Consider the following 25393-nt stretch of genomic DNA (forward strand, 5'->3'; position numbering starts at 1 on the left):
ATGCCGCGCCCGCGGCGAATCGTCGCTGGCTCTTCCGCGCGGGTCGCGTTTCGCCTAGCTGAGGGTTTGTGGTCCGTATCGCAGCAGGCGAGATCGCGGCGCGGGGCACGTACCATGGCCGGGTGACCTCCGACGTGCAGACCCCAGTTCGCAAGCGTGTGCTCCTCGCTAAGCCGCGGGGCTACTGTGCCGGCGTCGACCGCGCCGTACAGACGGTGGAGGAGGCGCTGAAGCTCTATGGCGCCCCGGTCTACGTGCGCAAACAGATCGTGCACAACAAGCATGTGGTGAGCACTCTTGAGGCACGTGGGGCGATCTTCGTCGAAGAGAACGAGGAAGTGCCCGAAGGCTCCACCGTGGTTTTCTCCGCGCACGGCGTGGCGCCGGAGGTGCACGACCAGGCGCGGGAGCGCAATCTGAAGGCGATCGACGCCACCTGCCCGCTGGTCACCAAGGTGCACCACGAGGCGAAGCGGTTCGCCGCGGACGACTACGACATTCTGCTCATCGGGCACGAGGGCCACGAGGAAGTCATCGGCACCGCGGGTGAAGCCCCGGCCCACATCCAGCTGGTCGACGGTCCGGACGATGTCGACAACGTGGTGATCCGCGACCCGGCGAAGGTGGTGTGGCTGTCCCAGACCACGCTGTCGGTCGACGAGACGATGGAAACCGTGGCCCGACTCAAGACCCGGCTGCCGCTGCTGCAGTCGCCGCCGAGCGACGACATCTGCTACGCCACCTCCAACCGCCAGCACGTGGTCAAGGAGATCGCGCCGGACTGCGACGTGGTCATCGTGGTCGGCTCCCGCAATTCCTCCAATTCCGTACGCCTGGTCGAGGTGGCCCTGGGCGCGGGGGCACGGGCCGGGCACCTGGTCGACTATGCCAGCGAGATTCAGGACGAGTGGCTGGCCGGCGCCGCCACGGTCGGCGTCAGCTCGGGTGCCAGCGTTCCGGAGGAGCTGGTGATGGAGGTGTTGGCCCACCTCGCGGACCGGGGCTTCGGCGAGGTCACCGAATACACCACCGCGGAGGAGCGGCTCACCTTCTCCCTGCCGCAGGAGCTCCGCCGCGACATGAAGGCCGCCGCGGCCGCCCGCGCGTCGGCGGTGTAACAAACCCGCCCGCGCGTCGGCGGAGCAACAAACCCGCCCGCGCGTCGGCGAAGCAACAAACCCGCCCGCGCTTCGGCGGTGTGGCGGCCCGCGTCCGCTTTGTCGTACGCCTCTGGCAAGCTCGCGGGGGTGAATCTCTCGACGCTGGCCGTGGTGCTCATCTGCCTGGCGACCGGGGCCGCGCTCGGCTGGCTGGTCGCGCGATTGCGGTCCGCCGCGGATATCGCCCGGCTGGAAGCGACGGTGCAGGCCGGTAGGGACGGCGAGGCTCGCCTGGAGCAGTCGCTGCGGTCGTTGTCCTACGAGTCCACCGCCCAGTCTCAGGAAGCGGTTGCCCGAGCCGTGGCCCCGCTGCACGAGACGCTGCGCCGCTACGAGGAGCGGGTGACCGAGCTGGAACGGGACCGGGTCGACGCCTACGCGGAGCTGCGCGAGCAGGTGCGGGCCATGGGCCTGGTGTCCGGCGAGTTGCGCACCGAGACCAAGCAGCTCGTCGCGGCGCTGCGCGCCCCGCAGGTGCGGGGGCGCTGGGGCGAGCATCAGCTGCGCCGCATCGTCGAGGCGGCTGGCCTGCTGGAGCATTGTGACTTCAGTGAGCAGGTCACCTCGCGCACCGATCACCAGGGCGTCCGGCCGGACCTGGTGGTCCGCCTGCATGGTGGCCGGACGGTGGTAGTTGACGCGAAGGCACCGTTCGACGCGTACCTGTCGGCTATGGAGGCTCGCGACGAGCGCACCCGGGATGCGCACCTGGATCAGCATGCGCGGGTCTTGCGGGGTCACGTGGACGCGCTGGCGGGTAAGGCCTATTGGACGGCGTTCGAGCAGACCCCGGATTTCGTGGTGCTGTTCGTGCCGGCGGACCCGTTCCTCGACGCGGCGCTGCAACGGGACGCGACGTTGATGGAGCACGCCTTCGCCCGCAATGTGGTGCTGGCGACCCCGGCGACGCTGGTGGCCCTGCTGCGCACGGTGGCGTATTCGTGGCGGCAGGAGGCGCTGGCCCGCAACGCGCTCGCGGTGCACGGCCTGGCCCGCGAGTTGTACGGCCGCCTCGCCACCCTCGGCGATCACGTGGGCAAGCTGGGCGCTTCACTGAGCGGTGCGGTGTCCGCCTACAACCGGGCGGTCGGCTCGTTGGAGTCGCGGGTGCTGGTCAGTGCCCGCAAGCTGGCCGAAATGGGTGTCTCGGACGAGGAGTTGACGGTGCCTGCCCAGGTTGATCTGGCCCCGCGGCAGCCGCAGGCACCCGAGTTGCTGGACGAACCCGGGGCCGGCAGTGGTGGGTATTCCACTGCCGGCCCCGCGGTGCGGTGAGGTCCGCGATCAGCGAGGCGTCAGCGTGGTGGTGATGTTGGTGTAGTAGAGCTGGGTCAGGCTCTCGAAGCCGGAGTCGGTGCCGGCGTGCAGCCAGAGGTCACCGGCCGCGTCAGCCTTGACCTCGATGGGGTTGGCGGCCGGGCTGGTCCGCTTGACCTTGGCCCACGTGGTGGTGCCATCGCAGGGGAGTCCGTTCTCGATGTTGCCCAGGACGGCGGATTCCGAGCCACCCACACTCTGGTTACCCTTGTCCAGCTTCAGCCGGTAGTGGTTGTCGGCCGGGTCGACGTACGGCGTGGGCTCCATCGTGGAGGCGCCAGCTTTGACGAAGACGTTGAAGCCGGGTGAGCCGCCGACGCCGGGGCAGTTGGTGGCTTCCTTGGACCAGAAGGTCACCGAGGACTTCACTGTGTAGGTCTTATGGGGGACGATGCCGTCGTCCTTGGTGAGCTTCTTCTTCAGGAACATGAAGATGTCGTCGCTGTGGTTGTCGCCTTGGATGAAGTAGCCGGTGCCGGTTGCAGTGCCGGCGGGAAGCTCGGCGATCCGGTCCTCGATATCCATGTCGGCCTTGGACATCGACGCCGAGTAGTCGGCGTATTCGGCACTCCAGCCCTGCTGGCCCTGGGCGAAGTTGTAGGAGAAGGTCTTCGGTCGTGCAGCGGCCGCGGCGTCGGGGGATGCGGCAGCTGTTGCGGCGGTCGGTGCGAACAGGGCGGTCAGGGCCGTGAGGGCGACGGCGGTGCGGGTGATCTTCGGTGCGCGCAAAGGATCTCTCCCGAGCAGGTGGGGGGACGGCGAGGTCGATGACCTTGGCGAGATCTAAGCACGACCGAAGAAACGAAGGTCCAGGACGAAGAAAATCTTGTTTACCGAGGTCGACAAGGGCAATGAGGCACTAAACATCAGCATCTAAACAGGTCTGACCTGCGCGAGCGGCAGGGCCCGCACGACAAGAGATCTTCGCCAGAATGAACCTGAGGACCCACATTCACGACAGATGCCGGGACAGTTCCCGGCGCAGCGCGCGCGGGCCGGGCCACACCTGGGTCAGGTCGGCAGTGAAGGCCGGGGCGCCGTCCGCTTCGTCGTGCAGCGCCGGCCAGCCGTCCGCGCCGTCGGCGACCGGATGGACCCGGTCCAGGTCCACCGGGGTCACGTCCAGCACGGTCCGCAGGCCGACCCGGTGCACCACCGCGCGGTCGATATCCGGCCAAGCCAGCAGCACCGGATCACTGCCCTCCGCGGCCAACTCCAGGCCCGCCGACGACGCCCGGACCCAGGTCCGCATGGCCGACCGGGAAGACAGCGCGTAACAGCCAGCCACCAACGTGCCGATCACCGCGCCCTGTGCCACCGTCGCCCACCACGGGTCGTGCGGGGCGCCCAGCAAGACCGCCACGAGCGGCGACACCGCCACGTAGGCGACCAGGAGCACCCCGGCCAGCACACCGAACGTTCGCCAGGGAGAGGACCGGAACAGCACGAAGTCCCTGGCGGGCGGCTCGACCTCCTCGGGCGGCTTGGACATGACCTCATGCTGCCAAGTCCGGCCGTCCAACGGCCCGGGTTCACCGAACTCCGCCGTTCACGGCCAGTCACGCCGACCAGTCATGCCAAACCGCCCGGGGCCGAGTGGCCCCGGGCCGCCACGGGGGTCAGAAGGCGCAGGCGATGACCAGCTCCGGCGTACGGTCCGGGAGCAGGTCGAGCTTGCCGATCCGCCCGGCCGCCCGCAGGTCCGGCTCCACCAGCGTCAGCCGGTCGAGCAGGGCAGCCGGCCCGAGCGCCTCGGCCAGCGGCACTTCCGCCTTCATCGACAGCTTGCGGTCCGACTTGGCCCGCCGCACCTGGCGCAGCGCGTCACTCGCCAGCTCGAGCAGCTCAGGATCGCCACCGGGCGCGACGCGGAGCAGCTCGTACCGGGTGGGCCAGGTCGCGCGGTGCACCGAACCGTAGCGCCACCACGACCAGACCTCCTCGGCCGCGTACGGCAGGAACGGCGCGAACAACCGCACCAGCACCGACAGCCCCGACGCGAGGGCGGCCCGCGCCGAGTCGCCACCCGGCCCGGGGGCGTACGCACGGTCCTTGACGAGCTCGATGTAGTCGTCGCAGAACGTCCAGAAGAACGCCTCGGTGCTGTTCAGGGCGGTGGTGTGGTCGTACGCGTCGAGCGCCGCGGTGGCCTGGTCGACGACCGTGGCGAGTCGGGTCAGCATGGCCCGGTCGAGGTCGGCGGTGACCTCGGTGCGCAGCGCGTCGGCGGCGCCGAGTCCGAGCGCGAACTTCGACGCGTTGAGCAGTTTGGTGCCCAGCCGTCGGCCGACCTTGATCTGTGCCGGGTCGAATGCGAGGTCGGCGCCCGGCCGCCCGTTGGCCGCCCAGTAGCGCATGGCGTCGGAGCCGTGCTGTTCCAGCAGTGCCATCGGCGTGACCACGTTGCCCTTGGCCTTCGACATCTTCTTGCGGTCCGGGTCGAGGATCCAGCCGGACTGCACGGTGGTGGTCCACGGCAGCGTGTCGTGCGCGAACTGGGCACGGACCACCGAGTAGAACAACCAGGTCCGGATGATCTCCTGACCTTGCGGGCGCAGGTCCATCGGGAACACCCGGCGGAAGAGGTCGTCGTCGCTGCCCAGGCCGCCCGCGATCTGCGGGGTCAGCGACGAGGTGGCCCAGGTGTCCATGACGTCCGGGTCGGCGGTGAAGCCGCCCGGGACGTCCCGCTGGGACTCGGCGAAACCGGGCGGGCAGTGCGAGGAAGGGTCGACCGGCAACGCCGCGTGATCCGGTGTGAGAACCTGGTCGTAGTCCGGCTCGCCAGCGTCGTCGAGCCGGTACCAGACCGGGAACGGCACGCCGAAGAAGCGTTGCCGGCTCACCAGCCAGTCACCGGTCAGCCCGCCGACCCAATGCTCGTAGCGGTGCCGCATGTGCTCGGGCAGCCAGCGCAGCTCGCGGCCCCGGGCCTGCAGCACCTCGCGCAGACCCTGATCGCGGCCGCCGTTGCGGATGAACCACTGCCGGCTGGTGACGATCTCCAGCGGGGAGTCGCCCCGCTCGTAGAACTTCACCGGATGCTGGATGTGCCGCGGCTCGCCGAGTAGATCGCCGGTCTCGCCCAGGAGCCGGACGATCTCACGCCGGGCGGCGTTGACGGTCAGTCCGGCGAAGTGCGCGTAGGCCGCCGCACCGACGCCGGCCGGCCGGTCCGGCAGGAAGCGACCGTCGCGACCCAGGACGACCCGGGTGGGCAGGCCCAGGTCCCGCCACCAGATCACGTCGGTCAGGTCGCCGAAGGTGCAGACCATCGCCACGCCGGTGCCTTTGTCGGGGTCGGCGAGCTGGTGTCCGTACACGGGGACTTCGACGTCGAAGAACGGCGTGCGGACGGTCGTGCCCACCAGCGGGTGGTCCGCCGGGCAGACCAGCGCGACGCAGGCCGGAAGCAGTTCCGGCCGGGTCGTGTCGACCTCGACCGGCCCGCTGCTGCCGTGGAAGCGCAGCCGGTGGAACGCGCCGGGCCGCTCCCGGTCCTCGATTTCCGCCTGCGCGACGGCCGTGCGGAAGCCGACGTCCCACAGCGTCGGCGCCTCTGATGTGTACGCCTCCCCGCGCGCAAGGTTCGCCAGGAACTCCCGCTGCGAGACGGCCTGCGCCTTCGGGCCGATCGTCGTATACGTCAGTGCCCAGTCCACGGACAGCCCGAGCCGCCGCCACAACGCCTCGAAGACCTGCTCGTCCTCGGCGGTCAGCCGCCCGCACAACTCGATGAAGTTGCGCCGTGACACCGCGACGGCGGGCTTCGGCGGCGAGGCGGGCGGCTCCCAGCCCGGCTCGTAAGGCAGGGACGGGTCGCAGTAGACGCCGTAGACGTTCTGGACCCGACGCTCGGTGGGCAGCCCGTTGTCGTCCCAGCCCATCGGATAGAAAACGGTCTTGCCGCGCATCCGCTGAAACCGTGCGACGACGTCGGTGTGCGTGTAGGAGAAGACGTGGCCCATGTGCAGCTCGCCGGATACGGTCGGCGGCGGGGTGTCGATCGCGTACACGTCGGCGCGCTCCTTCGAGCGGTCGAACGCGTACGTGCCCTCCTCCTGCCAGCGGCGCGCCCACTTGTCCTCGAGCCCGTCCAGGGACGGTCGCTCGGGCAGACCGGCGCGCCCGGTACCTGCCGTATCAGTCATCCGGTCAGGGTAGAGCCGGCGCGGGCCGATGAGCCACGGACTTACCGTCGCGCAGTTCGGCGCGCCGCGTGTCGAACGTCGCGACCGCGCGCTGGGCCCGGGTCAGCACCGCGAACAGCGCAGCGTCGCGGATCTCCAAGTTCTGGACCGACTCGCCAGCGCGCAGCAGGATCGTCGCCCGGTCGTCCTGGAGCACCGCCACCGCGCCGAGGTTCCGGTACGCGATGGTCACGAGCCGACCGCCTCGCAGCCGGCAGACGAGCTTGGTGTCGGTGAAGACCACGACCGTGCCACGGCTGAGGCTCCGGCCCGCCACCACGTGCACCACGGGGGTCTGCGGGTCCAGCCGGGCCCGGTCGCGGATCTGCGCGGGCGTCCACCGCGCAGGTGTGCCGCCCTGAACGGCCGTCAGCACCTCGCCGACGACGAGAGCCGCCGGATCGGCGCCCGGGGCGGCTCCCAGCAGCGCATCCGCTGGCGGTCGCAGGTCCTGCTCGCGCAGGGCCGCCGCCAGCGCGCAGAGATGCGGCAAGGACAGCTGAGTGCGCAAGGCAGCCGAGAACCGGTCGGCCTCCCGGCGCCGGCCCGTGGTCTCCAGCAGGATCAGCAGCTCCAGCTGAGTGCGCACCGGTCCGGCGGCGGCGAGCGACTCCATCAGGCCGGGCACGACGGCGAGGACGTACGCGATGTCTGGGGCGGCACGCCCGGTGAGTGCCTCGTGCAGCGCTGCAGGGTTCGAGGCGAGGACGAGCAGGCCAGCGACGCATGCCTTCGAATCGCCGTACTCCCCGGAGAACGCTGCGTCGATCAGGGCGGGTGGAATCGGCAGCGAACCGTGCAGGTGCGCCATGACCCCGGCGCGGGCCGGATCGGCGAGCAGGCCCAACGCGATGGCAGGCTCGCGGAACACCTCCGGGTCCACATCGGTGGGCACCCGGCCCAGCGTCCAGATCATGGCCCCCGCTGGCAGTCGCGCGGCGAGCTCGACGATCCGCGCGGCCGGGCGCTGGGCAAGGACCGGGCCGCACAGCCGGCGCAACTCGTCCGGCAGCGTTGTCAGCACTTCGACGGACAGACCCCGGTCGAGCACCACCTGGGCGTACGGGTCGTTCCCGGTGCCGGCGAACCCCGCCACGACCGCGATGACCTCCGAGGCGGGCCGGGCCGCCGCGTGTTCGAGCAGGCTGCGCGCCTCCATCGGCAGGCCGGCGTCGTACAGGGCGATGACCGTCCGCACGGTCAGGGCCGGCGGCCGCCGCCCGAGGGTCGTGAGCATCAGCCGGCGGCCCGCGGCCTGGTGCGGCAGGGTGTAGAGCTGCAACGTGGCTTCGAGCAGGTCCCGGTCGTCGAGGTGGTCGAGCCGCTCGGCGGCCTCGGCCGGCGCCTGCGCGGTCCACAGCGCGTCGAGCAGCCCGACTCGTTCCCGCCGGCCCGGGTAGCGCGCCGCAAGCAGGTCGGCGAGGTCGCGGGCCTGGCGCTCGCGTCCCGCTCGGTGCATCGCGGCGCACAGCCGCGCCGCCACGGCCACGGGCCGCGCCGCCAGCAGGCCGGACAGCCCCTCGTACAGCGAGAAGGCCGCTTGTTCCTGACCGGCGTCCCGCAGGGCGTCGGCGAGCTCGGCCTTCCGGGCCCGTGGGAGCCGGGCACCGAAGCCGGCGAGGACCGCGCCCACACGGTCGCGCAAGCCCGCGGTCAGCAGTGCGACGAGCAGGGCAGTCAACGGCCGGAGCCGGTCGATCCGCGCCTCAACGGCCGCGTCGAGCAGCACATCGAGCGTGTCGGCGTGGTCGCTGTCGAACAACCGCGCAGCGAGGGCGGTGACCCGGTCCGCCGGTTGCTCCGCGCATGCCGTCAACAGGAGCCCGACCTGCTCACCCTGCCCGGTCTCCCGAAGGACGTCGACGAGCGTGAGCAGGTCGGCAGGACGCCGCTGTGCCGCCGCGGCGAGGACGACCCGGGCCTGTCCGGCGGTGCCGGCCGCGGTGATCTCGTGGACGACGGCGGCGACGCCCTGTTCGGCGCGCAGCGCACCGACCGCCCGCAGCAGGCGGTTCGCGGCCTCGGCATCCCGCTGGCCCAGCTCGGCGAGCAGGTCCCGCAACTGGGCCGGTGGCAGGTTCACCGAGCGTCGCTCCGGCTCGCTGAGGGAAGCCTGTGCGGTGCGTGCCGCGTGGCCGCGCTCGCCGAGGCCGACGTTGCGCACCAGCGCTATCCGCCCACCCTGCTCGCTGGACCGCTGCTGCGGTGTCGGCCGTCCCGCCGCGTCCAGCGCCGCCCTCGTGCGCAGATAGAGGCTGTTGAAGTCGAGCACGTCCGGCCCGTCGGGCACACCCGAACGGACGGCCTGCACGAGCGCGCCGGTGAAGGCGGTGAGCGGCTCATGCGGATACGCCAGCGCGACGGCAGTCTCCGCCACGGCGGTCATCAGGTAGGTGCCCTCGATCCGGACCCGGTCCCCGATCTCGGCGCCGGCCCCCATGCCGGGCATCATCGCCATGCCGGCGAAGCAGCAGTCGAGCAGCACCACCTTGGCGGTCGCCCCGGCCCGGTCCGTCATGATCCGGCGAATGTCGTCGTAGCGCACCGCATGCCACCACTGCTCCAGCGCCGCGTCCTCGAGCGCCAGGTACAGCTCGTACGAGTCCGGGCGCAGCACGCCATGCCCCGCGAAATAGAACAGCAGCGCCTCCGACGCCTCCGCGGCGGCCTCGGCCAGTGCGTCGAGGACCACGGCCGGATGCTCGGGGTCGAGCAGGCGTACGCAGTTCTGCTTGGGCAATCCCCAGAACGACTCGTCGGTGAAGATGTCGACCAGCTCGTCGAGGTTCCCCGCGACCGTGGGCAGCGGGTCGAGGTGCCGGTACCGCGCCGAGCCGACGACGACCGCGCGGGACTTGGTGGGGTCAGGCAGCATTTTCGGCGGTCAGCGCCCGGGTCAGCTTCGCCAGCGCCTCGGGATCGTCGGCGGACACCGTGACGGCGCCCACCGTCACCGTGATGGCCGGTGCTTGAGGGCGGGCCCGCCGCCAGTTCCCGTACGCGATGAGGACGTTCGCGATGCCGGTGACGCTGCTGATCACCACACCGATCGTCGCCACCGCGTTCATCGTGGTGCCGTCCCGGGCGGGCAGCGCCCGGGACCGGCCGCGTTCCGCCTTGGCGCGGGTCCGGTCCAACCAGGAGCCGAGCGACGTCAGGGCCGGGGCGTCGGTGCCGGCGGCGATGGTGAGCAGAGTGCCGGTGTCGGTCATGGGTCCGTCCTCACGTGCCGTTGGGAATCAGGGGAGTCGTCCAGGAAGGTCCGGGCGGCCAGTCCTGCGCGGCGGCACCGATCCGGATCACGGGCACCGGTTTGCCCACCGGCCACAGGTCGTTGCCCGGCTGTTCCTGGAAATAGAGGGCTCCCGACGCGGCGGGAATCCGGTCGGATTCCGCGCCGAAGAGGGCGTTGCGGACGTCCTCAGCGGTCGGTGTCTCGGACACCGCAGGCGCGGCACCCGCAGCGGCGTTGCGCTGTGCCTTCGCCGCCGCGTCCCGCCGGGCCGCCCACACGGCGGCGACGACCGCGTCCCGGTGCATGACTGCGTAGCCGCTGGCGAGGTCGGCCTCCGTGAAGCCGAGACCGGCCGGCTCCGGGGCGGTGAACAGCCGGGCGAAGGCGGCGTAGTGTTTCGGCGTCCCGGGCCCGCTAGCCCGCCAGCCGACCGGGTCCGTGGACGACGCGTCCAGCACGCCGACCCGGGCGGCGTCGAGCTTGTCCCGCGCGATGGTCAGTCCGGTGGCCCCGGTGGCGATCACGAGCGGGCGTACCTTTCGCTGGCACTGGCCGCGGGTGCCGAGCGCGTCGACGAAGGCCGGCAGGTCCCGGTCCCGCCCGCTGAAGAAAACGATGTCCGGGTCGACCGCGCAGATGTTCCGCACGATGTCCGAGAACAGCTGCGGCGTGCCGGGGACCGGCGGCTTGCTGCCGTTGAAGCCGAGGTTGTGGTCGTTGAGCCCGTAACGCTCGCCGAACGTCGCGATGAAGTTCGTCCTGAGCTTCTGCACGTAGTTGTCGCCCGCATTGCGGTCCCAGACCAGGTAGCCGTCGCGGGTCGTCGGCTGCCGGTTCAGGGCGGCCGCCAGCGCCGCGGTGTACTGCTGGTTCGGCGGTGAGACCTTGAACAGCCACGGCGCGACCATGTCGTCGGCGGTGATGACCGCGCCGATCGCCGGGATCCGCAGCGCGCTGAACCGCTCGGCGGCGAGTCGGGTCTGCGGCACACTGATGCTCATGCCGGTCACCGCCACCAGCGGGTGCGGACCCCCCTTCAGGGTGCCCAGCTGGTCGGCCACCGGTTCCCATGCGCTCTGGTCGCTGCCCTCGTTCGCCAGGACCAGCTGGAACAACGGCGTGGGGTCACCCAGCTCGGAGGCCTTGCCGTCGTTCGCCTGGCGCTGCGCGGCGTACGCGCCCCGCAACGACTGCAGGATCTCGGTGTCCGCCAGCGCGCTCCCGGCCGCCGAGGTCATCGGCATGAACACCGCGATCCGCACGTACGGCTTGCCGCCGGGAACGCTCGACTGGTCCCGGACCCGGACGTTCTCCTCGACGATCCGCGAGATGATGCCGGTGATCGCCGGGTCGGCCGAGCCGAAGGAGTAGTCCTGCTCGACGGTCCACCCGACACACTCCGGGCCGGTCGAGGTCACGGCCCCGGTCAAGGCGGCGCCGTCTCCCACGGGCAGGCCGGGGCAGGGCAGGGAGGTGGCCGGTGGGGTGGGCTTCTCACGGTTCAGGAGCGCGTACCCGCCGGCCGCCAGGGCGACGATCAGCAGGATGACCGCCACATAGCTGAGAACCCGCCGCCCGGTTTCGGTGGAGGGCGGATCCTCCACGGTGATGACGTCCACTTCGCTCCTCGACAGACCCGGCGACCGGCATCAGAGTCAAGCAGCGATTTGCGTCGCTGGATCGCACAGGTCGTCATCCGGACACCGCGAGGATGAAACTCCGGGGTACGCGTTACCGAACGGGAGGTCGCTCGTGGGCCAGCAGCCAGGTTTTCACGTCGAGCCCCCACCGATATCCGCGCAGCGTCCCGTCCGTACCGAGCACCCGATGGCACGGCACGAACAAGGCCGCGGCGTTGCGGGCACACGCGGTGGCAGCCGCGCGGATCGCGGCCGGCCGCCCGGCCAACTCCGCGAACCTGGTGTAGGTCACCGGCGCTCCCGGCTTGATCTCGCGCATGACCTGCCACGCGTGCGCCAGGAACGGCCCACCGGTGTGCTGCTCCACGACGACGTCGTCGATCGCCGCCAGATCACCATCCAGATAGGACCGGACCGCGGCACCCACCACTCCCGGATCAGCTGCGGGCCGCGTCTCCTCCCGCAATTTCTCATGTACGAGTGGAAGCAGCTCATCCACCTCAGCGGTGAACCCCGCCGCGCGTACCGCCCCGGCGTCGCTGACGACGTAGGTGAACGGGCCGGCCGGGGTGTCGAGTGTCGTGTACTGGTTCATGCTGCTCTCCGAGGTCGAATATTCATGCTGCTCTCCGAGGTCGAATATTCATGCTGCTCTCCACAGTCGCATCAGGGCGTAGGAGCGCCACGGCCGCCACTTCTCGGCGTGCGCGGCCAGCGCTTCGGGGGAATGGGGCAGGCCGAGCGCTCGGGCACCGCGGTGCACCGCCACGTCGGTCGGCAGAAACACGTCCGGGTCGCCGATCGCGCGCATCGCCACGTATCCGGCCGTCCACGGTCCGATCCCGGGCAGTTCGAGCAGCCGGGCCACGGCTTCCGCACGGTCGGCGCCCGGCTCCAGATCCAGCTTGCCGGCGGCCACCGCCTCGGCCACCGCCCGGATGGTCCGACGCCGAGCCGCCGGCATCCGGAACGCCTCGTCGGGCAGCTCGGCCACCGTCTCGGCGGTCGGAAAACCGCGCAGCTCGGCCCGGGTCCCCGCGGTGCCGACGTCGTCCGGCTCGTCCGGCGTCTCGGCTGCGGCAAGTCCGCGCCGCTCGTCCGGCGCGGCGGTCACGAAGTCGGTCAAGCGGCCGAGCGTCGTGCGGGCGCCGGAGACGGAGACCTGCTGGCCGACGATGGCGCGGACGGTCAGCTCGAAGCCGTCGACGGCGCGCGGGACGCGTACCCCCGGATCGGTGTTGATCTGCGCAGTGAGCGCGGGGTCGGCAGCCAGCGTGCCGTCGACGGCGACCGGATCCGCGTCGAGATCGAAGAGGCGGCGGCAGCGGGCCACCGCGGGCGCCAGATCCCGCACGTCCGTCAGCCGCAGCGTCGCCGCGACGAAGCGATCCGCCGGCTTCAGCGCGACGGTCGCGCTCCCGTGCGGCAAGGTCAGCCCGCGACGGTACGTCGAACCGTCGCGTTCCTCGATCCCGGGCAGCGTTCGCGCACCCAGGAAATCCAGCAGCGCCTCCGCATGCAACGGCGCCCGGTACGACAGCCGCAGCGAGATGGTGCCGGGCTCGGCGTGCGTGGTGGTCCGATGCTCGCGCAGGCCGCTGGGCGAACGGGCGTACACCTGGAGGATCGTGTCGTTGAACTGCCGCACGCTGCCGAAACCGGCGGCGAAAGCGATCTCGGCGAGGCCGAGGTCGGTCGTCTCGATCAGGATGCGCGCGGTCTGCGCGCGCTGCGCCCGGGCCAGCGCCAGTGGTCCGGCGCCGAGCTCGGCGGTGAGCATCCGGTGCAGGTGCCGTTCCGTGTAGCCGAGCCGCGTCGACAGGCCGGGCACGCCCTCCCGGTCCACGACGCCGTCGCCGATCAGCCGCATGGCCCGGCCCACGACGTCCGCGCGCACGTCCCACTCGGGCGAGCCCGGGGCGGCGTCCGGCCGGCAGCGGCGGCAGGCCCGAAAACCACCGCGCTGTGCCGCGGCGGCGCTGGGCAGAAACGTGACGTTCTCGCGTTTGGGGGTGACGGCCGGGCAGGACGGCCGGCAGTAGATGCCCGTGCTCCGCACAGCGGTGTAGAACCAGCCGTCGAACCGCTGGTCACGGCTGTCGACGGCCCGGTAGCACCGCTCGAAGTCCAACTCCATGCCGACGAGTCTGCCCGGGCGGACCCGCCGCTGGCTGGCGGGTTTCGGACATGGCTGTGTCCGTCTATGCTGCCGCGGTGAAGTTGTCCATCGGCGCCGGTGGCGCAGGCAAAGCGTTCGGCATCGTCTTCGGGCTGTTCTTCGCCGCCGCCGGGGCCGCATTCGCGCTCCTGCCGCTGCTGGCCGACGGCTGGCTCCAGCGCGAATTCGGCGCCGACCCGGCCTGCCCCACCCCCGACGAAGTGTCCGGCATCCCACCCGAGCTGCTGCCGCCCGCGGTCCGTGACTGCCTCACCGAGGGCGACTGGTTGTCCTTCGACGCGGGGATCGGCGGCATGCGCGTCATCGCCCTCATCGGCGTACCCGTGTTCCTGTTCGGGCTCTACCTGGCGCTCAAGGCCTGGCGCACGGCCGCCTGGCTCGACGGCACGGTCGTCTCCGTCCGCGGCGCCCTCACCACCCGGAAGGTCGACCTCGCCACGGCCGAGGTGACCGCCGGCTCGTACACGCTGCGGCGCAACACCGGCACGTCCCGCGCCTCGATCGAACAGGTCCCGCAGCTCGTCGCCCGCGAGGCGGGTAGCCGCCCGGTCACCATCCCGCTGCGCGGAGTCGGTACGCCGCAGCTGCCTGAAGCCGAGCTTCGTGCCCTCGCGGCCGCGCTGCGCCCGGGCTCCCCGATCGCCCGGCACCTGCGGGAGATGGCAGACGATCCGTTTCACCTGCGCGCCCCGTAGGCAGGCCCGTCGCTTCGGTTGCGGGCCGCATGGACTGGCCCGTCGCTTCGGTTGCGGGCCGCGTGGACTGGCCCGTCGCTTCGGTTGCGGGCCCCGTAGACTCGCGTGTCGTGAGCCTTACCATCGGGATCGTCGGCCTGCCCAACGTCGGCAAGAGCACCCTTTTCAACGCCCTGACCAAGAACGACGTGCTCGCCGCGAACTACCCGTTCGCGACGATCGAGCCCAACGTCGGCGTCGTGGGGTTGCCCGACGAGCGGCTGACCAAGCTGGCTGAGATCTTCGCCAGCGAGAAGATCCTCCCCGCCCCGGTCTCGTTCGTCGACATCGCGGGCCTGGTCCGCGGTGCCTCCAAGGGCCAGGGCCGCGGCAACGCCTTCCTCGCGAACATCCGCGATGCCTCGGCCATCTGCCAGGTCGTCCGCGCCTTCTCCGACCCCAACGTCCTGCACGTCGACGGCAAGGTCTCGCCCGCCGACGACATCGAGACGATCAACACCGAGCTGATCCTCGCCGACCTGCAGACGGTCGAGAAAGCCCTCCCGCGCCTGCAGAAGGAAGCCAAGCTCAAGAAGGATCGCGCGCCCGTGGTGGCGGCGGCCCAGGCGGCCTTCGAACTCCTCGACGGCGGCACCACCCTGTACTCGGGCGCCAAAGCCGCGGGCATCGACCTCGAGCTGCTCGCCGAGCTGCACCTGCTCACCATCAAGCCGTTCCTCTACGTCTTCAACGTCGACGAAGCCGAGTTGGGCAACGCGGCATTCCTCGACGAGCTGCGCGCCCTGGTCGCCCCGGCCGAGGCCATCTTCATGGACGCCAAGATCGAGTCCGAGCTCATCGACCTCCCCGAGGACGAGGCTATGGAGCTGCTCGAATCGACCGGCCAGACCGAGCCGGGCCTGAACCAGCTCATCCGGGTCGGCTTCGCGACCCTCGGCCTGCAGACGTACCTCACCGCCGGCCCGAAGGAAGCCCGCGCTTGGGTCATCCCCACCGGCGCCACCGCCCCCGAAGCCGCCGGCGTCATCCACTCCGACTTCCAGCGCGGCTTCATCAAGGCCGAAATCGTCAGCTTCGACGACCTGATCGACGCCGGCTCGATGTCCGCCGCCAAGTCCGCCGGCAAAGTCCGGATGGAAGGCAAGGACTACGTCATGAAGGATGGCGACGTCGTGGAGTTCCGCTTTAACGTCTAAGCAGGTCAAACGGACGCCGTTCCGCAACCCGCCCGTAGGTGGATATTGCTCCTTGCGCGGGACCTCTATCGTGACCGAGATTCACTTCCCGGTCTCACCGATAGAGGACCCCTGGTGCACAAGCCGTCCCTGGCTGCTGCTGTCGTCGCCGTCACATTTCTCGCCTTGAGCGGATGCCACTACGGGAACGCGGCGGAGGCAACACCCGCGGCGACCTGCGACCTGCTGCCCAGGGCCGTAGCCCACCGCGGCGGCACCGAACGCGCCATGGAGAACACCCTCACCGCGTTCAAAGCCGCCGGCGAGGCCGGCATCACCGACTGGGAACTCGACGTCCGCTTCGACATCCACGGCACCCCGGTGGTCCTGCACGACGACACCGTCGACCGCGTCAGCCCGGCCAAAGGCCCCATCACCCGCCTCGACGCGAGCAAAAACCCCATCCCCACCGACGACGGCGACTACATACCCACCCTCCGCGAGGTGTACGACCTCGCCGGCCACTACAACGCCCGGGTGCTGACCGAGCTCAAAGTCATGCCCACTCCCCGCCAATGGGCGGCGGTCGCCGCCCAGATCGACGCTACGATCGGCCGCCAATCCGTCACAATCATGTCCTTCGACGGCCCCACCGTCCTCGAAGCCGCCCGCCGCATCCCCGGCACCCACCGCGCCCTGATCCAGGCAGCAGGCACGCCCGACCCCGCCGAGATCCAGCAGTACGGCGACGCCTTCAACAAGAACTTCACCTCAATCACCGCCGCCCAGGCCGAGGACTGGCACGCGGCCGGCATCCGCATCTACGCCTGGACCATCGACAAGAAGAACGACTGGGTCCGACTGTCCTCCTGGCCCGTCGACGGCTTCATCACCAACCGGCCCCTCGAATACGCCCACTGGTCCGCCGGCCGCTGCCGCCCCATCGATGCACCCGAGGCCTGACCAGCCGGCGGCCTCAGGCGTTCCGGTGGACCGTCGGAGCGGTAACACCGTGGTGTGGTCGCGACATGGACAAGACGCGGAAGGTCACGATCACGCTGCCGGTCGAGCTGCTGGAAAGCATGAAGGCGCACACCGACAACGTCTCCGGCTACCTCACCGAGCTGGCCGAGCGAGCCGAGCGGCGCAGACTGCTGCGGGAAGACCTGGACCACTACCAAGGTGAGTTCGGCGCCTTTACCGCGCAGGAGCTGGCTGAGGCTCAGGCTCTTCTCTACGGCACCACTGAGGGGACGGAGCACGCTGCGTGAGCATCGAATCGTTGGTGCTCGACTCGCAGGGCTTGTCCCTGTGGATCGACCGAGACCGCAAGGTCATGCCGATCCTGGAGCTGGCGGAGCGTGCGGGCGCCGATCTCGCCATCTCGGCTGCCACCATCATCGAGGTCTCGCACGGCGGCGTCGACATCGCGCGGCTCAACTGGCTCCTCTCCCGGATACGGGTGGAACCGGTGACTCAGGAGAGCGCCCGCCGCAGCGCTAGCCTGCTGAAAGAGGCAAAGCTGCACGGTCACAAGTACGCCATCGGCGCCATGGCCGCCGAAGTGGCCCTGCGGCTGCCCGGACTAGTCGTGGTGCTGACCTCAGACGTCGACGACCTGACCAAGCTCCGCGGACCACGGGTGCGGGTCATTGGGCTGTGATCGGGCGGGGCACAGTTCGATGTGGCGGGGTGCTTCGGCGAGCTCGTCGAGGTCCTCGGCGTACCAGCCCTCGGGGCGGGGCGGCCGCATCCACTCGGGCACCGCAGCCATAGCGGCACCGTAGCATTCGAAAACGCCGGCACCTGCCCGCTCCGGTGCCGTCGGACGAGCTGTCACGCTAGATCCCGGCACTGCCGGATGCCGACTCGATCTTCACCCACGATGAAGAAGCCGGACGCTCCTAGCACCGCAAGAGATGCCGTGTTCCCAGGGCTGGCCGAGGCGCTGAGCCGACGCAGCTGGTACTTGTCTCGGGCCAGCTCACAGACTTGGCGGACGCCGTCCTTCGCCAAGCCCCGTCCGTTCATCCGCTCTGCCACCCGGAAGCCGAGCTCTGCGCTGCCATCGGCGACATCGACCAGGTTGAACCGGCCCACTACGGCCCCATCGTCGTCCACCATGACGTGGAAGTGGCAGCTGCCGGCATCCTGCTCCGCCAGCAATGCGGCGTGCCGCTGCGCGAAGTTCGTGAAGTAGTCGTCGCCCCGGTCGGGGACGGAGCGCGCGAAGTAGGCCCGGTTCTCCTGCTCGAACCGGAACAGTTCCGCCGCGTGGCGGCTGGTAAGACGTTCAAGGTCCGGCATCCGGTCACGATATCCGCGGCGACGATCTGGTCCAAGCGGGAATCTGTCGACTGTCTGGGGTTGGCAACCACGGCACCCCCGCCTTGCGAGATTACAAGTCTGCGCAGTCCAAGGCCATTCTTGTTGGCCCTTGTGGTGTTAGATGATAGACGAATGGCCCAGCCTCCCGGGACAGCCGCATGATGGCGGCCAGATCTGCTTTTAGGCGGGCGATCATCTCATTTGCTGTGAGATTTCCGGTCGGGAATGTGAAGCACTTTGCCTCGTAGCGGCAGATTGCCAATCGTTCAAGACTTCGATGGCGGATTCTCTTGTCCGCCCCGATCAGGATCCGTCCATCCAGAGTCGCGTCTTCGATCCATTGGGTGTCGGCGATCCGTGGGGCCTCTGTCCCATAGCGATCCTGAATCGTTTCCACATCGAGGTCGAGCGCTCGAAGTGCTGCTGCGATCTTGATGCTTCCGACGCTGCGGTCCAGGAAAATCGGGATCGTGGCTTCGGTCATGCCGCAACGAGCCCCGCCCTGTCGGCTGCTTCCGATACTTCGTCAAGGTTGAGGTCGAAGTCGTCGGCGACTTCAGTGAGCGGTTCGCCCGCTCTGAGCCGTGACAATACTGCTTCGACCGGAGTTCCGGTGGCCTCGAAGTACGGGTAGCCGAAATTGATGGCCGGGCTCGCAGTTATCTGCGCCACCTCGTAGCCGGGAAGAGCTACGCGTGCGGCGTACCCATCATCGGCGTAGTCGATCCGTCGCAGGAAGCCGTCGACAACCTCGCGGAACACATACTGCCCGTCTCGCAGAACGATCAATGAGCGGCGATCGCCGGGTGTTAGCTCGCCTTCCTCCGCGACTTCCCACAGGAGTTGGGCGCCGAGAACGTACAGACGTTTGGAGGCAAGAGCATGTGCTATTCCTAAACGCTGCTGGACAAGCTTCAAAGCGGGCCTGATCTGCTGAAGCGGCACTCCGGCCTTCCGCAGGGCCGAGAGGAACATCCCCTCGGCGAGCCCGATGAACGGCACCGTCGGTGCGGAGGGTCGGTCGGCCGGAAGGTAGGTCACCAGAGGGTGTCCCCTTACCGCGGGACGAGCGCCATGAGGCTTCCGCGCATAGCCTTTAGTCCATGACCGCAGGGTGGTCGCCGGCATGTCAAGATAGCGAGCAGTCTCCGCCTGCGTGTACAGCGGCACGCTGAACCGCACGTCCTTGTCTGCCATGTGCGACACGCTCCAAGGCTACTGTCGATGGGACCCCAAGCCTAGAACCGGGCGTAGCGCACCGTGCGCAGGCGTCCGATCGCGACTACGCACGAGGGTGTGCTGGGCCTAGGTCTTGCTAGGCGATGGCAGGGCTGCTCGTGGCCGCTCGGGCCGCCGCCACGATAGTCAGAACTCCGAGCAGGGACGCGAAGGTGAACGGTCCGGTAAAGGGGGCTATGCCGAAGAGCGAGCCCGCCACGGCCAGCGAAGCGCTGCCGCCGACCGCGTCCGCGATGCTTGTCGCCGCGGTGTTGAAGCCGGTTTCGCCGGGAGCCGAGCAGGCCATGACGAGCTCGCTGATCCGTGGGTACAACGTGCCCATTCCCGCGCCCGCCACGAACCAGCCCGCCGCGGCGATTGCCGGGTGCAGTTCCGCCAGTGCGACGGCCAGTTCCACCGCTGCGCCGCTCATGAGCAGGATGGCGCCGATGCGGATGGCGGTGGGTGGGTTGGCTCGTGCGCCGAGGCGGGCCTGGACGGCGGAGGCGAGTGCCCACGCCACCGCTCCCGCGGTCAATGTGATGCCGGAGAGCCAGGTGGGGAGGCCGTAGCGGTCGTGCAGGAGTAACGGCGGGTAGACCTCCGTACCGAAGAAGACGCCGCCTGCGGTTGCGCAGAGGGCGACCGCCGCGGGGAGGCCGGGGCGCAGGCGGTAGGTGCCGGGCGGGACCAGGCGGTGCAGGGCGAGCCCGATGGTGGTGACGGCGAGCGGGACGATCAGCCAGGCGAGGCGCTTGTCTAGCTCGCTGAGGGATCTGAGGGCGACCACGCTGAGGGCGACGACTGTCGCCTGGGCGATGCGGCGGAGGTCCGCCGGGGTGGCGGGTGTACGGCCGTCGCAAAACTCCGGTCATCGCCGCAACCTAGGACCTGGAGTCAGGTTGAGGTCAACTTTGCTGGCGGGCCTCGTGAGCGCGGATGAGGCCGCTGGGCAGGGTGGCGGCGAAGGAGATCAGGCCCATGCGGACGCCGAGGGCGCGGTGGGGGTGGGTGTGGCCGTTGCGGGTGAGGCCGGCGAGCCAACGCTTTTCGAGGCGGCGGCCGGCGATCATGGTGGCGACGGCGATGGCGACGCCGGCGCCGCCGGCAATCAGGCGGGCCTTGCTGACCGGCTCCGGGGAGCTGTCCAGGTCGTCGGCGAGGTCGTCAACGCCCTCGGCGCGCTCGGTCCCAGCGCCGGACGAGCCCTGGACGGCGACGCCGGAAAGGGCAGTGCCGGAAAGGGCAGTGCCGGCAAGGGCGGCGGGTTTGGTGGTGCAGCAGGCGGCGCCGCCCGTGGTGGCCTTGTCATCGGGGAAGGCCCAGTCCTTGATCGAGCCGAGGGCGGAGAAAGCGACTATCGCCCCTGCCCGGGTCAGGCGCCGTCTGGCCGGTGTGAGCTCGCCGGCGGCCACCCACACGCCGGTCATGAGTCCTTGCAGCGCCGCGGCGCCCGTCGCCTGTGCGTAGGAGTACATGGTTCGACGGTAGGGGGTGGAAGCTACCGGAGGGCCGGAAAGACCGTGCTAGCGATGGTGGCGCCGACCAGGGCTCCGGCCAGCACCTGCGGGACGGTGTGCGCGGAGAGGCGGATGCGGGACCAGCAGGCGAGCAGGGCGCACGGCACAGCCACCAGCAGGGCGAGTGGGCCGTAGACCGCGGTCAGCGTGGCTGCGGTGCCGGCGGCGACACCGGCGTGGATGGACATTTTCCACCAGTGGGTCACCGCGGTGAAGACGAGCAACCCGGCACCGCCGGCTGTCATCAGGGCGAGGACCTCGCGGGGTGCGCCGAGCAGGATCAGGGCGGTGAGGCCGACAGCCACCGAAGCGATGCCGATGAGCATGGGGATGCGGCGGTGCTCGCGTTCGGGGATGTGGTGGTTGGTCAGGCGGCCGGAACGGACGCCTCTGAGGACGTACGCCAAAGGGATGCCGGCGGCGAACAATGCACCCGGCAGGCCCCACCAGCGGGAGACGCCGGGGGTGTCGCCGGCATGCCAGCCGACTAGCAGGAGCAGACCGGCCACCAGGACCGCCGGGGCGAAGATTTCGGAGGCGATCCTGGCGGCACGGTCGGCGGTCACTCGTTGATCATTGCAAGGGCCTTCGAGAGGTCGGTCCACAGGTCGTCCAGGTCTTCGAGGCCGACCGACATGCGCACCAGCCGGTCGCTGATGCCGCCCTCGGCGCGCGACTCGGCTTCGACGACCTGGTGGGTCAGCGACGCCGGGATCTGGATGAGGCTGTCCACGCTGCCCAGGCTGACCGCCGGGGTGATGAGTCGGACCGCGCCGACCACCTCGTGCGGGTCGCCGGTGACCTCGAAGGCGATCAGTGCGCCGAAGCCGGGGTAGTGGACCTTCGCGATCGCCGGGTGGGTGGCGAGTCGTTCGGCGAGGGCCGCAGCCGTCCGCGACTGCGCATGCATGCGTACGGGCAGAGTCGACAACCCGCGCAGCAGGAGGTAGCCGGCGAGCGGGTGCAGGATGGCGCCGGTCGCGAAGCGGATCTGACGCAGGCGCTGGGCGAACTCCTCGCTTGTGGCGATGACGCCGCCGAGCACGTCGCCGTGGCCGCCGAGGAACTTGGTGGCGCTGTGCAGCACGATGCTGGCGCCGGACTCGGCGGGGCGTTGCAGCACCGGGGTGGCGAACGTGTTGTCGACCAGCAGGGGCACGTCGCCGCAGGCGGTGGCGAGGGCGCGCAGGTCGACCGTGGCGAGGGTCGGGTTGGCGGGGGTCTCGACGATGACCAGGCCGGTGTCGGGGCGCAGCGACTCGCGGACGGTGTCCGGGGTGGCCCAGGTGACGGTGGTGCCGAGCATCCCGGAGTTCAGCAGGTGGTCGGAGCCGCCGTAGAGGGGGCGGACCGCGACGACGTGCGGCTTGCCGGCCGCGGCGACGGCGAGCAGGCAGGCGGAGAGGGCAGCCATGCCGCTGGCGAAGGCAACGCCGGCTTCGCAGCCTTCCAGCTCGGCGAGGGCGGTCTCAAAGCGGGCGGTGGTCGGGTTGCCGATCCGGCCGTAGACGGGCAGGCCGGGGATCTCGGCGCCGGTGCCCAGCAGGCCGAGCCGCTCGGCCTCCGCGCGGGTGTCCCGCGCCGGGTACGTGGTGGACAGGTCCAGGGGGACGGCGTGCACTCCCAGCGCGACCAGGTCGTCGCGCCCGGCATGCACCGCGCGGGTGGTGAGTTCCATGAGCAGAAGTGTCGGGCCGAGGGCGGCACGTCGGGGAAGGTGCCGAACTATGTTCGAGGGATGGGGCAAGACCTGCAGTTCGATTCGGTGGACGTCAAAATTCTGCGCCTGTTGCAGAATGACGGTCGGATAGCCAACAAGGATCTGGCCGCCGCGGTGGGCGTCGCGCCCTCCACCTGCCTCGACCGGGTGGCCCGGCTGCGGCGGGCCGGGGTGATCACCGGGTACGCGGCACTGGTCGACCCCGTAGCGGTCGGCCGGGACGTCGAGGCGTTGCTGATGGTGCAGGTGCAGCCGCATGCCCGGGGCGTGGTGGACCCGTTCGTCGCGCACGTGTTGTCGTTGCCGGAGACCCGGGCACTGCACCACGTGACCGGGTCCGACGACTTCATCGTGCACGTCGCCTGTGGCAGCAGTGCCGACCTGCAGCGGCTGGTGCTGGACGAGTTCACCGCGCGGCGGGAGGTCGGGCGGGTGCAGACCCATCTGATCTTCTCGACGTGGTCCGGGCCGCCCGTCCTGCCGTACGCGTCAGGCGAGTGAGACGGCGATCTGTTCGAGGGCGTCCATGCCTTCCTGCATGCCGCCTTCCATGCCGGAGTCGATCACCATGTCCCGGATCTCCCGGCTGTGGTGCTCGGCCAGCATCTCCATGCGGGTGCGGCCGTCCGTCTCCGTGAAAGTGACGGTGACCAGGGCGGCGGTGCCGTCCGGATCGGGCACGCCCTCGAAGGCCTCGGTGCTGACGAGCTTCGCGTGCTCCTGGATCTCGCGGTACTCCCCGTGGAACGCGACTTCGAATCCGCCGTTGGCCGTCATGACGTAGCGCCAGGTGCCGCCGACGCGCAGGTCGACCTCGGCGCTGGTGACCGTGCCGCGTTCGCCGGCCCACCAGCGCTTGATCAGCTCGGGCGTGGTGTACGCCCGCCACACGAGTCGGGCCGGTGCGGCGAACTCACGGGTGATCAGGATCTGGGTGTCGGTGGGGAGAGTGACCTTCGCTGTGCCCTTGGTGGTCGTCGTCATGGTGGTGCTCCGCTTCGGTGAGGTCGGTGAGGACGTCGTCCAGGAGGTCGAACCGCTCGTTCCAGGTCTGCGCGTACCGGCTGAGCCAGTCGTGCAGGGGTTTCAGGGGCGCGGTGTTGATCCGGTAGAGCCGGTGTCGGCCGTCCTCGCGGACCCGGACCAGGTCGACTTCGCGCAGGACGCGCAGGTGCTTGGAGACCTGGGGTTGGGCGATGCCGAGCAGGTTGGACAGGTCGCCGACGGGTAGCTCGCCCGCGGCGAGCAGGTCGAGGATCTGCCGGCGCCGGGGTTCGGCGACCGCGTTGAAGGCGTCCGTTGTCGTTGCCGCGCGTGCCATGCGGCAATCATATACCCATAAGGGAATGTGTTACGAGTCCGCGACGCTCATCTCGCCGAGCGCGGTGGCCGGCCGGGTCAGGTCGAGGTCGTCCAGATGCGCGAAGATGTGCCGCCGGACGCGGATGAGCCGCCCGAGCGAGCGCATCACGGCCTCTTCTTCGGCGGTGAGCGGGACGGGCGGCTCAGCGGTCATGCTGTGTTTCTTACAGGGCGCTGCCCTGCTTGTAGTCGTTGAAGCTCATGTTGAAGTCGGTCCAACCATCGCCGTTCACGAGGTTCTGCTCGGTGCCCCGCACGACGACCGGGTCGCCGATCATCGTGTTGTCGAAGAGCCACTTGCCGAAGTCCTGCGAGACGTTGACGCAGCCGTGCGACACGTTGGTGTTGCCCTGCTGGGCGTTCGACCACGGGGCCGCGTGGATGAACTGGCCGCCCCAGGTGAGGCGCTGGGCGTACTCGACCTTGGTGCGGTACGCGTCTTCCTCGGAGAACCGGCCCCGGGTGTCGAAGACGGTCTTCCGCAGCTTCTCCATGATCAGCATCGTGCCGCTGACCGAGGGGTATTTCTTCTGGCCGAGGCTGACCGGGATGTTCTTGATGTTCTTCCCGTCCTGCGTGACGACCATGTGCTTCGAGGCGTTGTCCACCGTCATCACGAACGAGCGGCCGATGTTGACGTTGACGTCGAAGTCGGTGCCGCCGTACCAGCCGTCGCCCATCGGCACGCCGGTGAGCGAGATGCGGGTGTTGACCTTGGTGTAGCCCTTCCAGTAGTTCTTCGGGCGGTAGTGCACCGCGGAGGCGCTGATCCAGCGCCAGCTGCCCTCCTGCTTGGGGGTCGAGGTGACCTCCATCCGGCGCTCGACCTCCGCGCGGTACTTCTCGGGGATGTCGCGGCCAAAGGTGATCATCATCGGCATTCCCACGCCGACGGTCTGTCCCTCGCCGAGGAAGCTCTGCACGCGGACCAGCTTCGACGGCTTCTTCATCACGGTGAAGGAGCTCGTGGCGGTGCCGACCTTGTCGCCCGCGGGGGTGCCGGTGATCGTCACGGTGTACTTCTTGCCCCAGCTGAGTGCACCTGCCGGGCGGAAGACCTTGGCGTCCTTGTCGAGCTCGCCCTTGACCTCGTTGCCCTTCTCGTCCTTGACCTCGAGGGAGGTGTTCGCCGGGTCCTCGGACCGGTAGGAGATCTCGGTGAGGGCCTTGACGTCGGTTGCATCCGCGGCCGGGGTGGTGAGTCCGACGGTGCTTTCCGGCGGTGGCGGCGGCGTGGCAGAAGTGGGAGCCCCGGCCTCGGCGGCGGCGTTGTGCCACTCCGGGGCGGCGTTTTCGCCGCTGCAGCCGGCGGTCAGGAGCACGCTCGCGGCCGCCACTGCTGCCACTGCCACACGAAGTCTCATGATCCCTCTCAAGCACGCCGGACCGGCCCCGTTAACACGCGGCACGGCGGCCACGGTATCCGACCCACTCCACGTGCCGCCATCGATGTGACCCGCATCCGTCGCAGCCCGGTCCCGTGCCGCACTGGCAATGCGGCAAAAGTCCTCACATATAGGTCATAACGCCGGTCAACCGAGGGGAAGAGGTCTGACGTCGGGGGGGTGTCCCTATGGGTTTCGTCAAGCGGCGAGAGCGTGGTCGCTCGGTCGTGTTTGGTAGGGGCTGCGGTCGCGGAGCATGGCGAATAGGA

Annotated in this window: 26 protein-coding genes and 1 pseudogene; 8 read left to right on the forward strand and 19 right to left on the reverse strand. The window is 69.8% G+C overall.

Going from position 1 to position 25393, the window contains the following annotated elements:
- The first annotated feature begins 92 nt into the window (after nucleotides 1–92).
- Both ACIA1L_RS28780 and ACIA1L_RS28785 read left to right on the forward strand, forming a co-directional pair.
- Nucleotides 93–1118, forward strand: coding sequence for a 4-hydroxy-3-methylbut-2-enyl diphosphate reductase (locus ACIA1L_RS28780; RefSeq protein ID WP_396076160.1), 1026 nt, complete (start codon nucleotides 93–95; stop codon nucleotides 1116–1118).
- A gap of 129 nt (nucleotides 1119–1247) precedes the next feature.
- Nucleotides 1248–2435 (forward strand): DNA recombination protein RmuC, encoded by a 1188-nt coding sequence (locus tag ACIA1L_RS28785; protein WP_396076125.1) that lies wholly within the window; start codon nucleotides 1248–1250, stop codon nucleotides 2433–2435.
- A 9-nt stretch (nucleotides 2436–2444) separates the two neighbouring features.
- Here the strand turns inward: ACIA1L_RS28785 and ACIA1L_RS28790 are convergent, their stop codons facing one another.
- The 8 genes from ACIA1L_RS28790 to ACIA1L_RS28825 all read right to left on the reverse strand — a co-directional run bounded on the left by ACIA1L_RS28790 (nucleotide 2445) and on the right by ACIA1L_RS28825 (nucleotide 13679).
- The gene (locus tag ACIA1L_RS28790) at nucleotides 2445–3206 is read right to left on the reverse strand and encodes a hypothetical protein (RefSeq protein ID WP_396076127.1); all 762 of its coding nucleotides are present in this window, start codon (nucleotides 3204–3206) and stop codon (nucleotides 2445–2447) included.
- Between the two features lie 223 nt (nucleotides 3207–3429).
- Complete coding sequence (locus tag ACIA1L_RS28795) at nucleotides 3430–3969, reverse strand: hypothetical protein (protein WP_396076128.1); 540 nt, start codon at nucleotides 3967–3969, stop codon at nucleotides 3430–3432.
- A gap of 127 nt (nucleotides 3970–4096) precedes the next feature.
- The gene (gene valS, locus ACIA1L_RS28800; RefSeq protein WP_396076129.1) at nucleotides 4097–6628 is read right to left on the reverse strand and encodes a valine--tRNA ligase; all 2532 of its coding nucleotides are present in this window, start codon (nucleotides 6626–6628) and stop codon (nucleotides 4097–4099) included.
- Between the two features lie 4 nt (nucleotides 6629–6632).
- Nucleotides 6633–9542 (reverse strand): caspase family protein, encoded by a 2910-nt coding sequence (locus tag ACIA1L_RS28805; RefSeq protein WP_396076130.1) that lies wholly within the window; start codon nucleotides 9540–9542, stop codon nucleotides 6633–6635.
- Nucleotides 9532–9879, reverse strand: coding sequence for a hypothetical protein (locus ACIA1L_RS28810; protein WP_396076131.1), 348 nt, complete (start codon nucleotides 9877–9879; stop codon nucleotides 9532–9534). Before ACIA1L_RS28810 ends, ACIA1L_RS28805 begins: the two co-directional genes overlap by 11 nt.
- A 10-nt stretch (nucleotides 9880–9889) precedes the next feature.
- A complete protein-coding gene (locus ACIA1L_RS28815; protein WP_396076132.1) occupies nucleotides 9890–11521 on the reverse strand; it encodes an ABC transporter substrate-binding protein in 1632 nt (543 codons plus the stop codon).
- 112 nt (nucleotides 11522–11633) lie between these two features.
- Nucleotides 11634–12137, reverse strand: a complete 504-nt coding sequence (locus ACIA1L_RS28820) for a methylated-DNA--[protein]-cysteine S-methyltransferase (protein WP_396076133.1) — start codon at nucleotides 12135–12137, stop codon at nucleotides 11634–11636.
- A gap of 48 nt (nucleotides 12138–12185) precedes the next feature.
- The gene (locus ACIA1L_RS28825; protein WP_396076134.1) at nucleotides 12186–13679 is read right to left on the reverse strand and encodes an AlkA N-terminal domain-containing protein; all 1494 of its coding nucleotides are present in this window, start codon (nucleotides 13677–13679) and stop codon (nucleotides 12186–12188) included.
- Between the two features lie 77 nt (nucleotides 13680–13756).
- Between ACIA1L_RS28825 and ACIA1L_RS28830 the strand changes: the two genes are divergently transcribed.
- The 5 genes from ACIA1L_RS28830 (at nucleotide 13757) to ACIA1L_RS28850 (ending at nucleotide 17254) form a co-directional block, all read left to right on the forward strand.
- The gene (locus ACIA1L_RS28830) at nucleotides 13757–14416 is read left to right on the forward strand and encodes a hypothetical protein (RefSeq protein WP_396076135.1); all 660 of its coding nucleotides are present in this window, start codon (nucleotides 13757–13759) and stop codon (nucleotides 14414–14416) included.
- Nucleotides 14417–14526: 110 nt separating this feature from the next.
- Nucleotides 14527–15612 (forward strand): redox-regulated ATPase YchF, encoded by a 1086-nt coding sequence (gene ychF / locus ACIA1L_RS28835; protein ID WP_396076136.1) that lies wholly within the window; start codon nucleotides 14527–14529, stop codon nucleotides 15610–15612.
- A gap of 114 nt (nucleotides 15613–15726) precedes the next feature.
- Nucleotides 15727–16554 (forward strand): glycerophosphodiester phosphodiesterase, encoded by an 828-nt coding sequence (locus tag ACIA1L_RS28840; RefSeq protein ID WP_396076137.1) that lies wholly within the window; start codon nucleotides 15727–15729, stop codon nucleotides 16552–16554.
- Nucleotides 16555–16619: 65 nt separating this feature from the next.
- Nucleotides 16620–16862: a hypothetical protein gene (locus ACIA1L_RS28845; RefSeq protein ID WP_396076138.1), complete on the forward strand. Its 243-nt coding sequence runs from the start codon at nucleotides 16620–16622 to the stop codon at nucleotides 16860–16862.
- Entirely contained in the window at nucleotides 16859–17254 is a 396-nt protein-coding gene (locus ACIA1L_RS28850; protein ID WP_396076139.1) for a hypothetical protein, read from the forward strand. Before ACIA1L_RS28845 ends, ACIA1L_RS28850 begins: the two co-directional genes overlap by 4 nt.
- A gap of 173 nt (nucleotides 17255–17427) precedes the next feature.
- Here ACIA1L_RS28850 and ACIA1L_RS28855 read toward each other — a convergent pair whose 3' ends face one another.
- The 7 genes from ACIA1L_RS28855 to ACIA1L_RS28885 all read right to left on the reverse strand — a co-directional run bounded on the left by ACIA1L_RS28855 (nucleotide 17428) and on the right by ACIA1L_RS28885 (nucleotide 22335).
- On the reverse strand, nucleotides 17428–17898 hold the full coding sequence (locus ACIA1L_RS28855) for a GNAT family N-acetyltransferase (protein WP_396076140.1): 471 nt from the start codon (nucleotides 17896–17898) through the stop codon (nucleotides 17428–17430).
- Between the two features lie 91 nt (nucleotides 17899–17989).
- On the reverse strand, nucleotides 17990–18403 hold the full coding sequence (locus ACIA1L_RS28860; protein ID WP_396076141.1) for a hypothetical protein: 414 nt from the start codon (nucleotides 18401–18403) through the stop codon (nucleotides 17990–17992).
- The gene (locus ACIA1L_RS28865) at nucleotides 18400–19116 is read right to left on the reverse strand and encodes a DUF433 domain-containing protein (RefSeq protein ID WP_396076142.1); all 717 of its coding nucleotides are present in this window, start codon (nucleotides 19114–19116) and stop codon (nucleotides 18400–18402) included. The genes ACIA1L_RS28860 and ACIA1L_RS28865 overlap by 4 nt, the downstream gene beginning before the upstream one ends.
- A 118-nt stretch (nucleotides 19117–19234) precedes the next feature.
- Nucleotides 19235–19927, reverse strand: a complete 693-nt coding sequence (locus tag ACIA1L_RS28870) for a hypothetical protein (protein WP_396076143.1) — start codon at nucleotides 19925–19927, stop codon at nucleotides 19235–19237.
- Nucleotides 19928–20045: 118 nt separating this feature from the next.
- A complete protein-coding gene (locus ACIA1L_RS28875) occupies nucleotides 20046–20615 on the reverse strand; it encodes a hypothetical protein (RefSeq protein ID WP_396076144.1) in 570 nt (189 codons plus the stop codon).
- Nucleotides 20616–20638: 23 nt separating this feature from the next.
- A complete protein-coding gene (locus ACIA1L_RS28880) occupies nucleotides 20639–21223 on the reverse strand; it encodes a phosphoesterase PA-phosphatase (RefSeq protein ID WP_396076145.1) in 585 nt (194 codons plus the stop codon).
- Nucleotides 21220–22335: a trans-sulfuration enzyme family protein gene (locus tag ACIA1L_RS28885; RefSeq protein ID WP_396076146.1), complete on the reverse strand. Its 1116-nt coding sequence runs from the start codon at nucleotides 22333–22335 to the stop codon at nucleotides 21220–21222. The genes ACIA1L_RS28880 and ACIA1L_RS28885 overlap by 4 nt, the downstream gene beginning before the upstream one ends.
- 60 nt (nucleotides 22336–22395) lie before the next feature.
- Here ACIA1L_RS28885 and ACIA1L_RS28890 point away from each other — a divergent pair, with 60 nt between their 5' ends.
- The gene (locus ACIA1L_RS28890; RefSeq protein ID WP_396076147.1) at nucleotides 22396–22878 is read left to right on the forward strand and encodes an Lrp/AsnC family transcriptional regulator; all 483 of its coding nucleotides are present in this window, start codon (nucleotides 22396–22398) and stop codon (nucleotides 22876–22878) included.
- Here ACIA1L_RS28890 and ACIA1L_RS28895 read toward each other — a convergent pair.
- The 4 genes and pseudogenes from ACIA1L_RS28895 to ACIA1L_RS28910 all read right to left on the reverse strand — a co-directional run bounded on the left by ACIA1L_RS28895 (nucleotide 22867) and on the right by ACIA1L_RS28910 (nucleotide 25103).
- Nucleotides 22867–23361 carry an SRPBCC family protein gene (locus tag ACIA1L_RS28895; RefSeq protein WP_396076148.1) on the reverse strand — a complete coding sequence of 165 codons (495 nt, stop codon included), beginning with the start codon at nucleotides 23359–23361 and terminating at the stop codon, nucleotides 22867–22869. The genes ACIA1L_RS28890 and ACIA1L_RS28895 overlap by 12 nt on opposite strands.
- Before the next feature lie 7 nt (nucleotides 23362–23368).
- Nucleotides 23369–23698: pseudogene (locus tag ACIA1L_RS28900) on the reverse strand (ArsR/SmtB family transcription factor); the annotation flags it as partial.
- A 30-nt stretch (nucleotides 23699–23728) separates the two neighbouring features.
- Nucleotides 23729–23893 (reverse strand): hypothetical protein, encoded by a 165-nt coding sequence (locus ACIA1L_RS28905; RefSeq protein ID WP_396076149.1) that lies wholly within the window; start codon nucleotides 23891–23893, stop codon nucleotides 23729–23731.
- Between the two features lie 10 nt (nucleotides 23894–23903).
- Nucleotides 23904–25103, reverse strand: a complete 1200-nt coding sequence (locus ACIA1L_RS28910) for an Ig-like domain-containing protein (protein ID WP_396076150.1) — start codon at nucleotides 25101–25103, stop codon at nucleotides 23904–23906.
- Nucleotides 25104–25393 lie beyond the last annotated feature (290 nt).

Origin of the sequence: Actinoplanes sp. NPDC051859, assembly GCF_044452725.1 — a bacterium.
Lineage (GTDB): Bacteria > Actinomycetota > Actinomycetes > Mycobacteriales > Micromonosporaceae > Actinoplanes.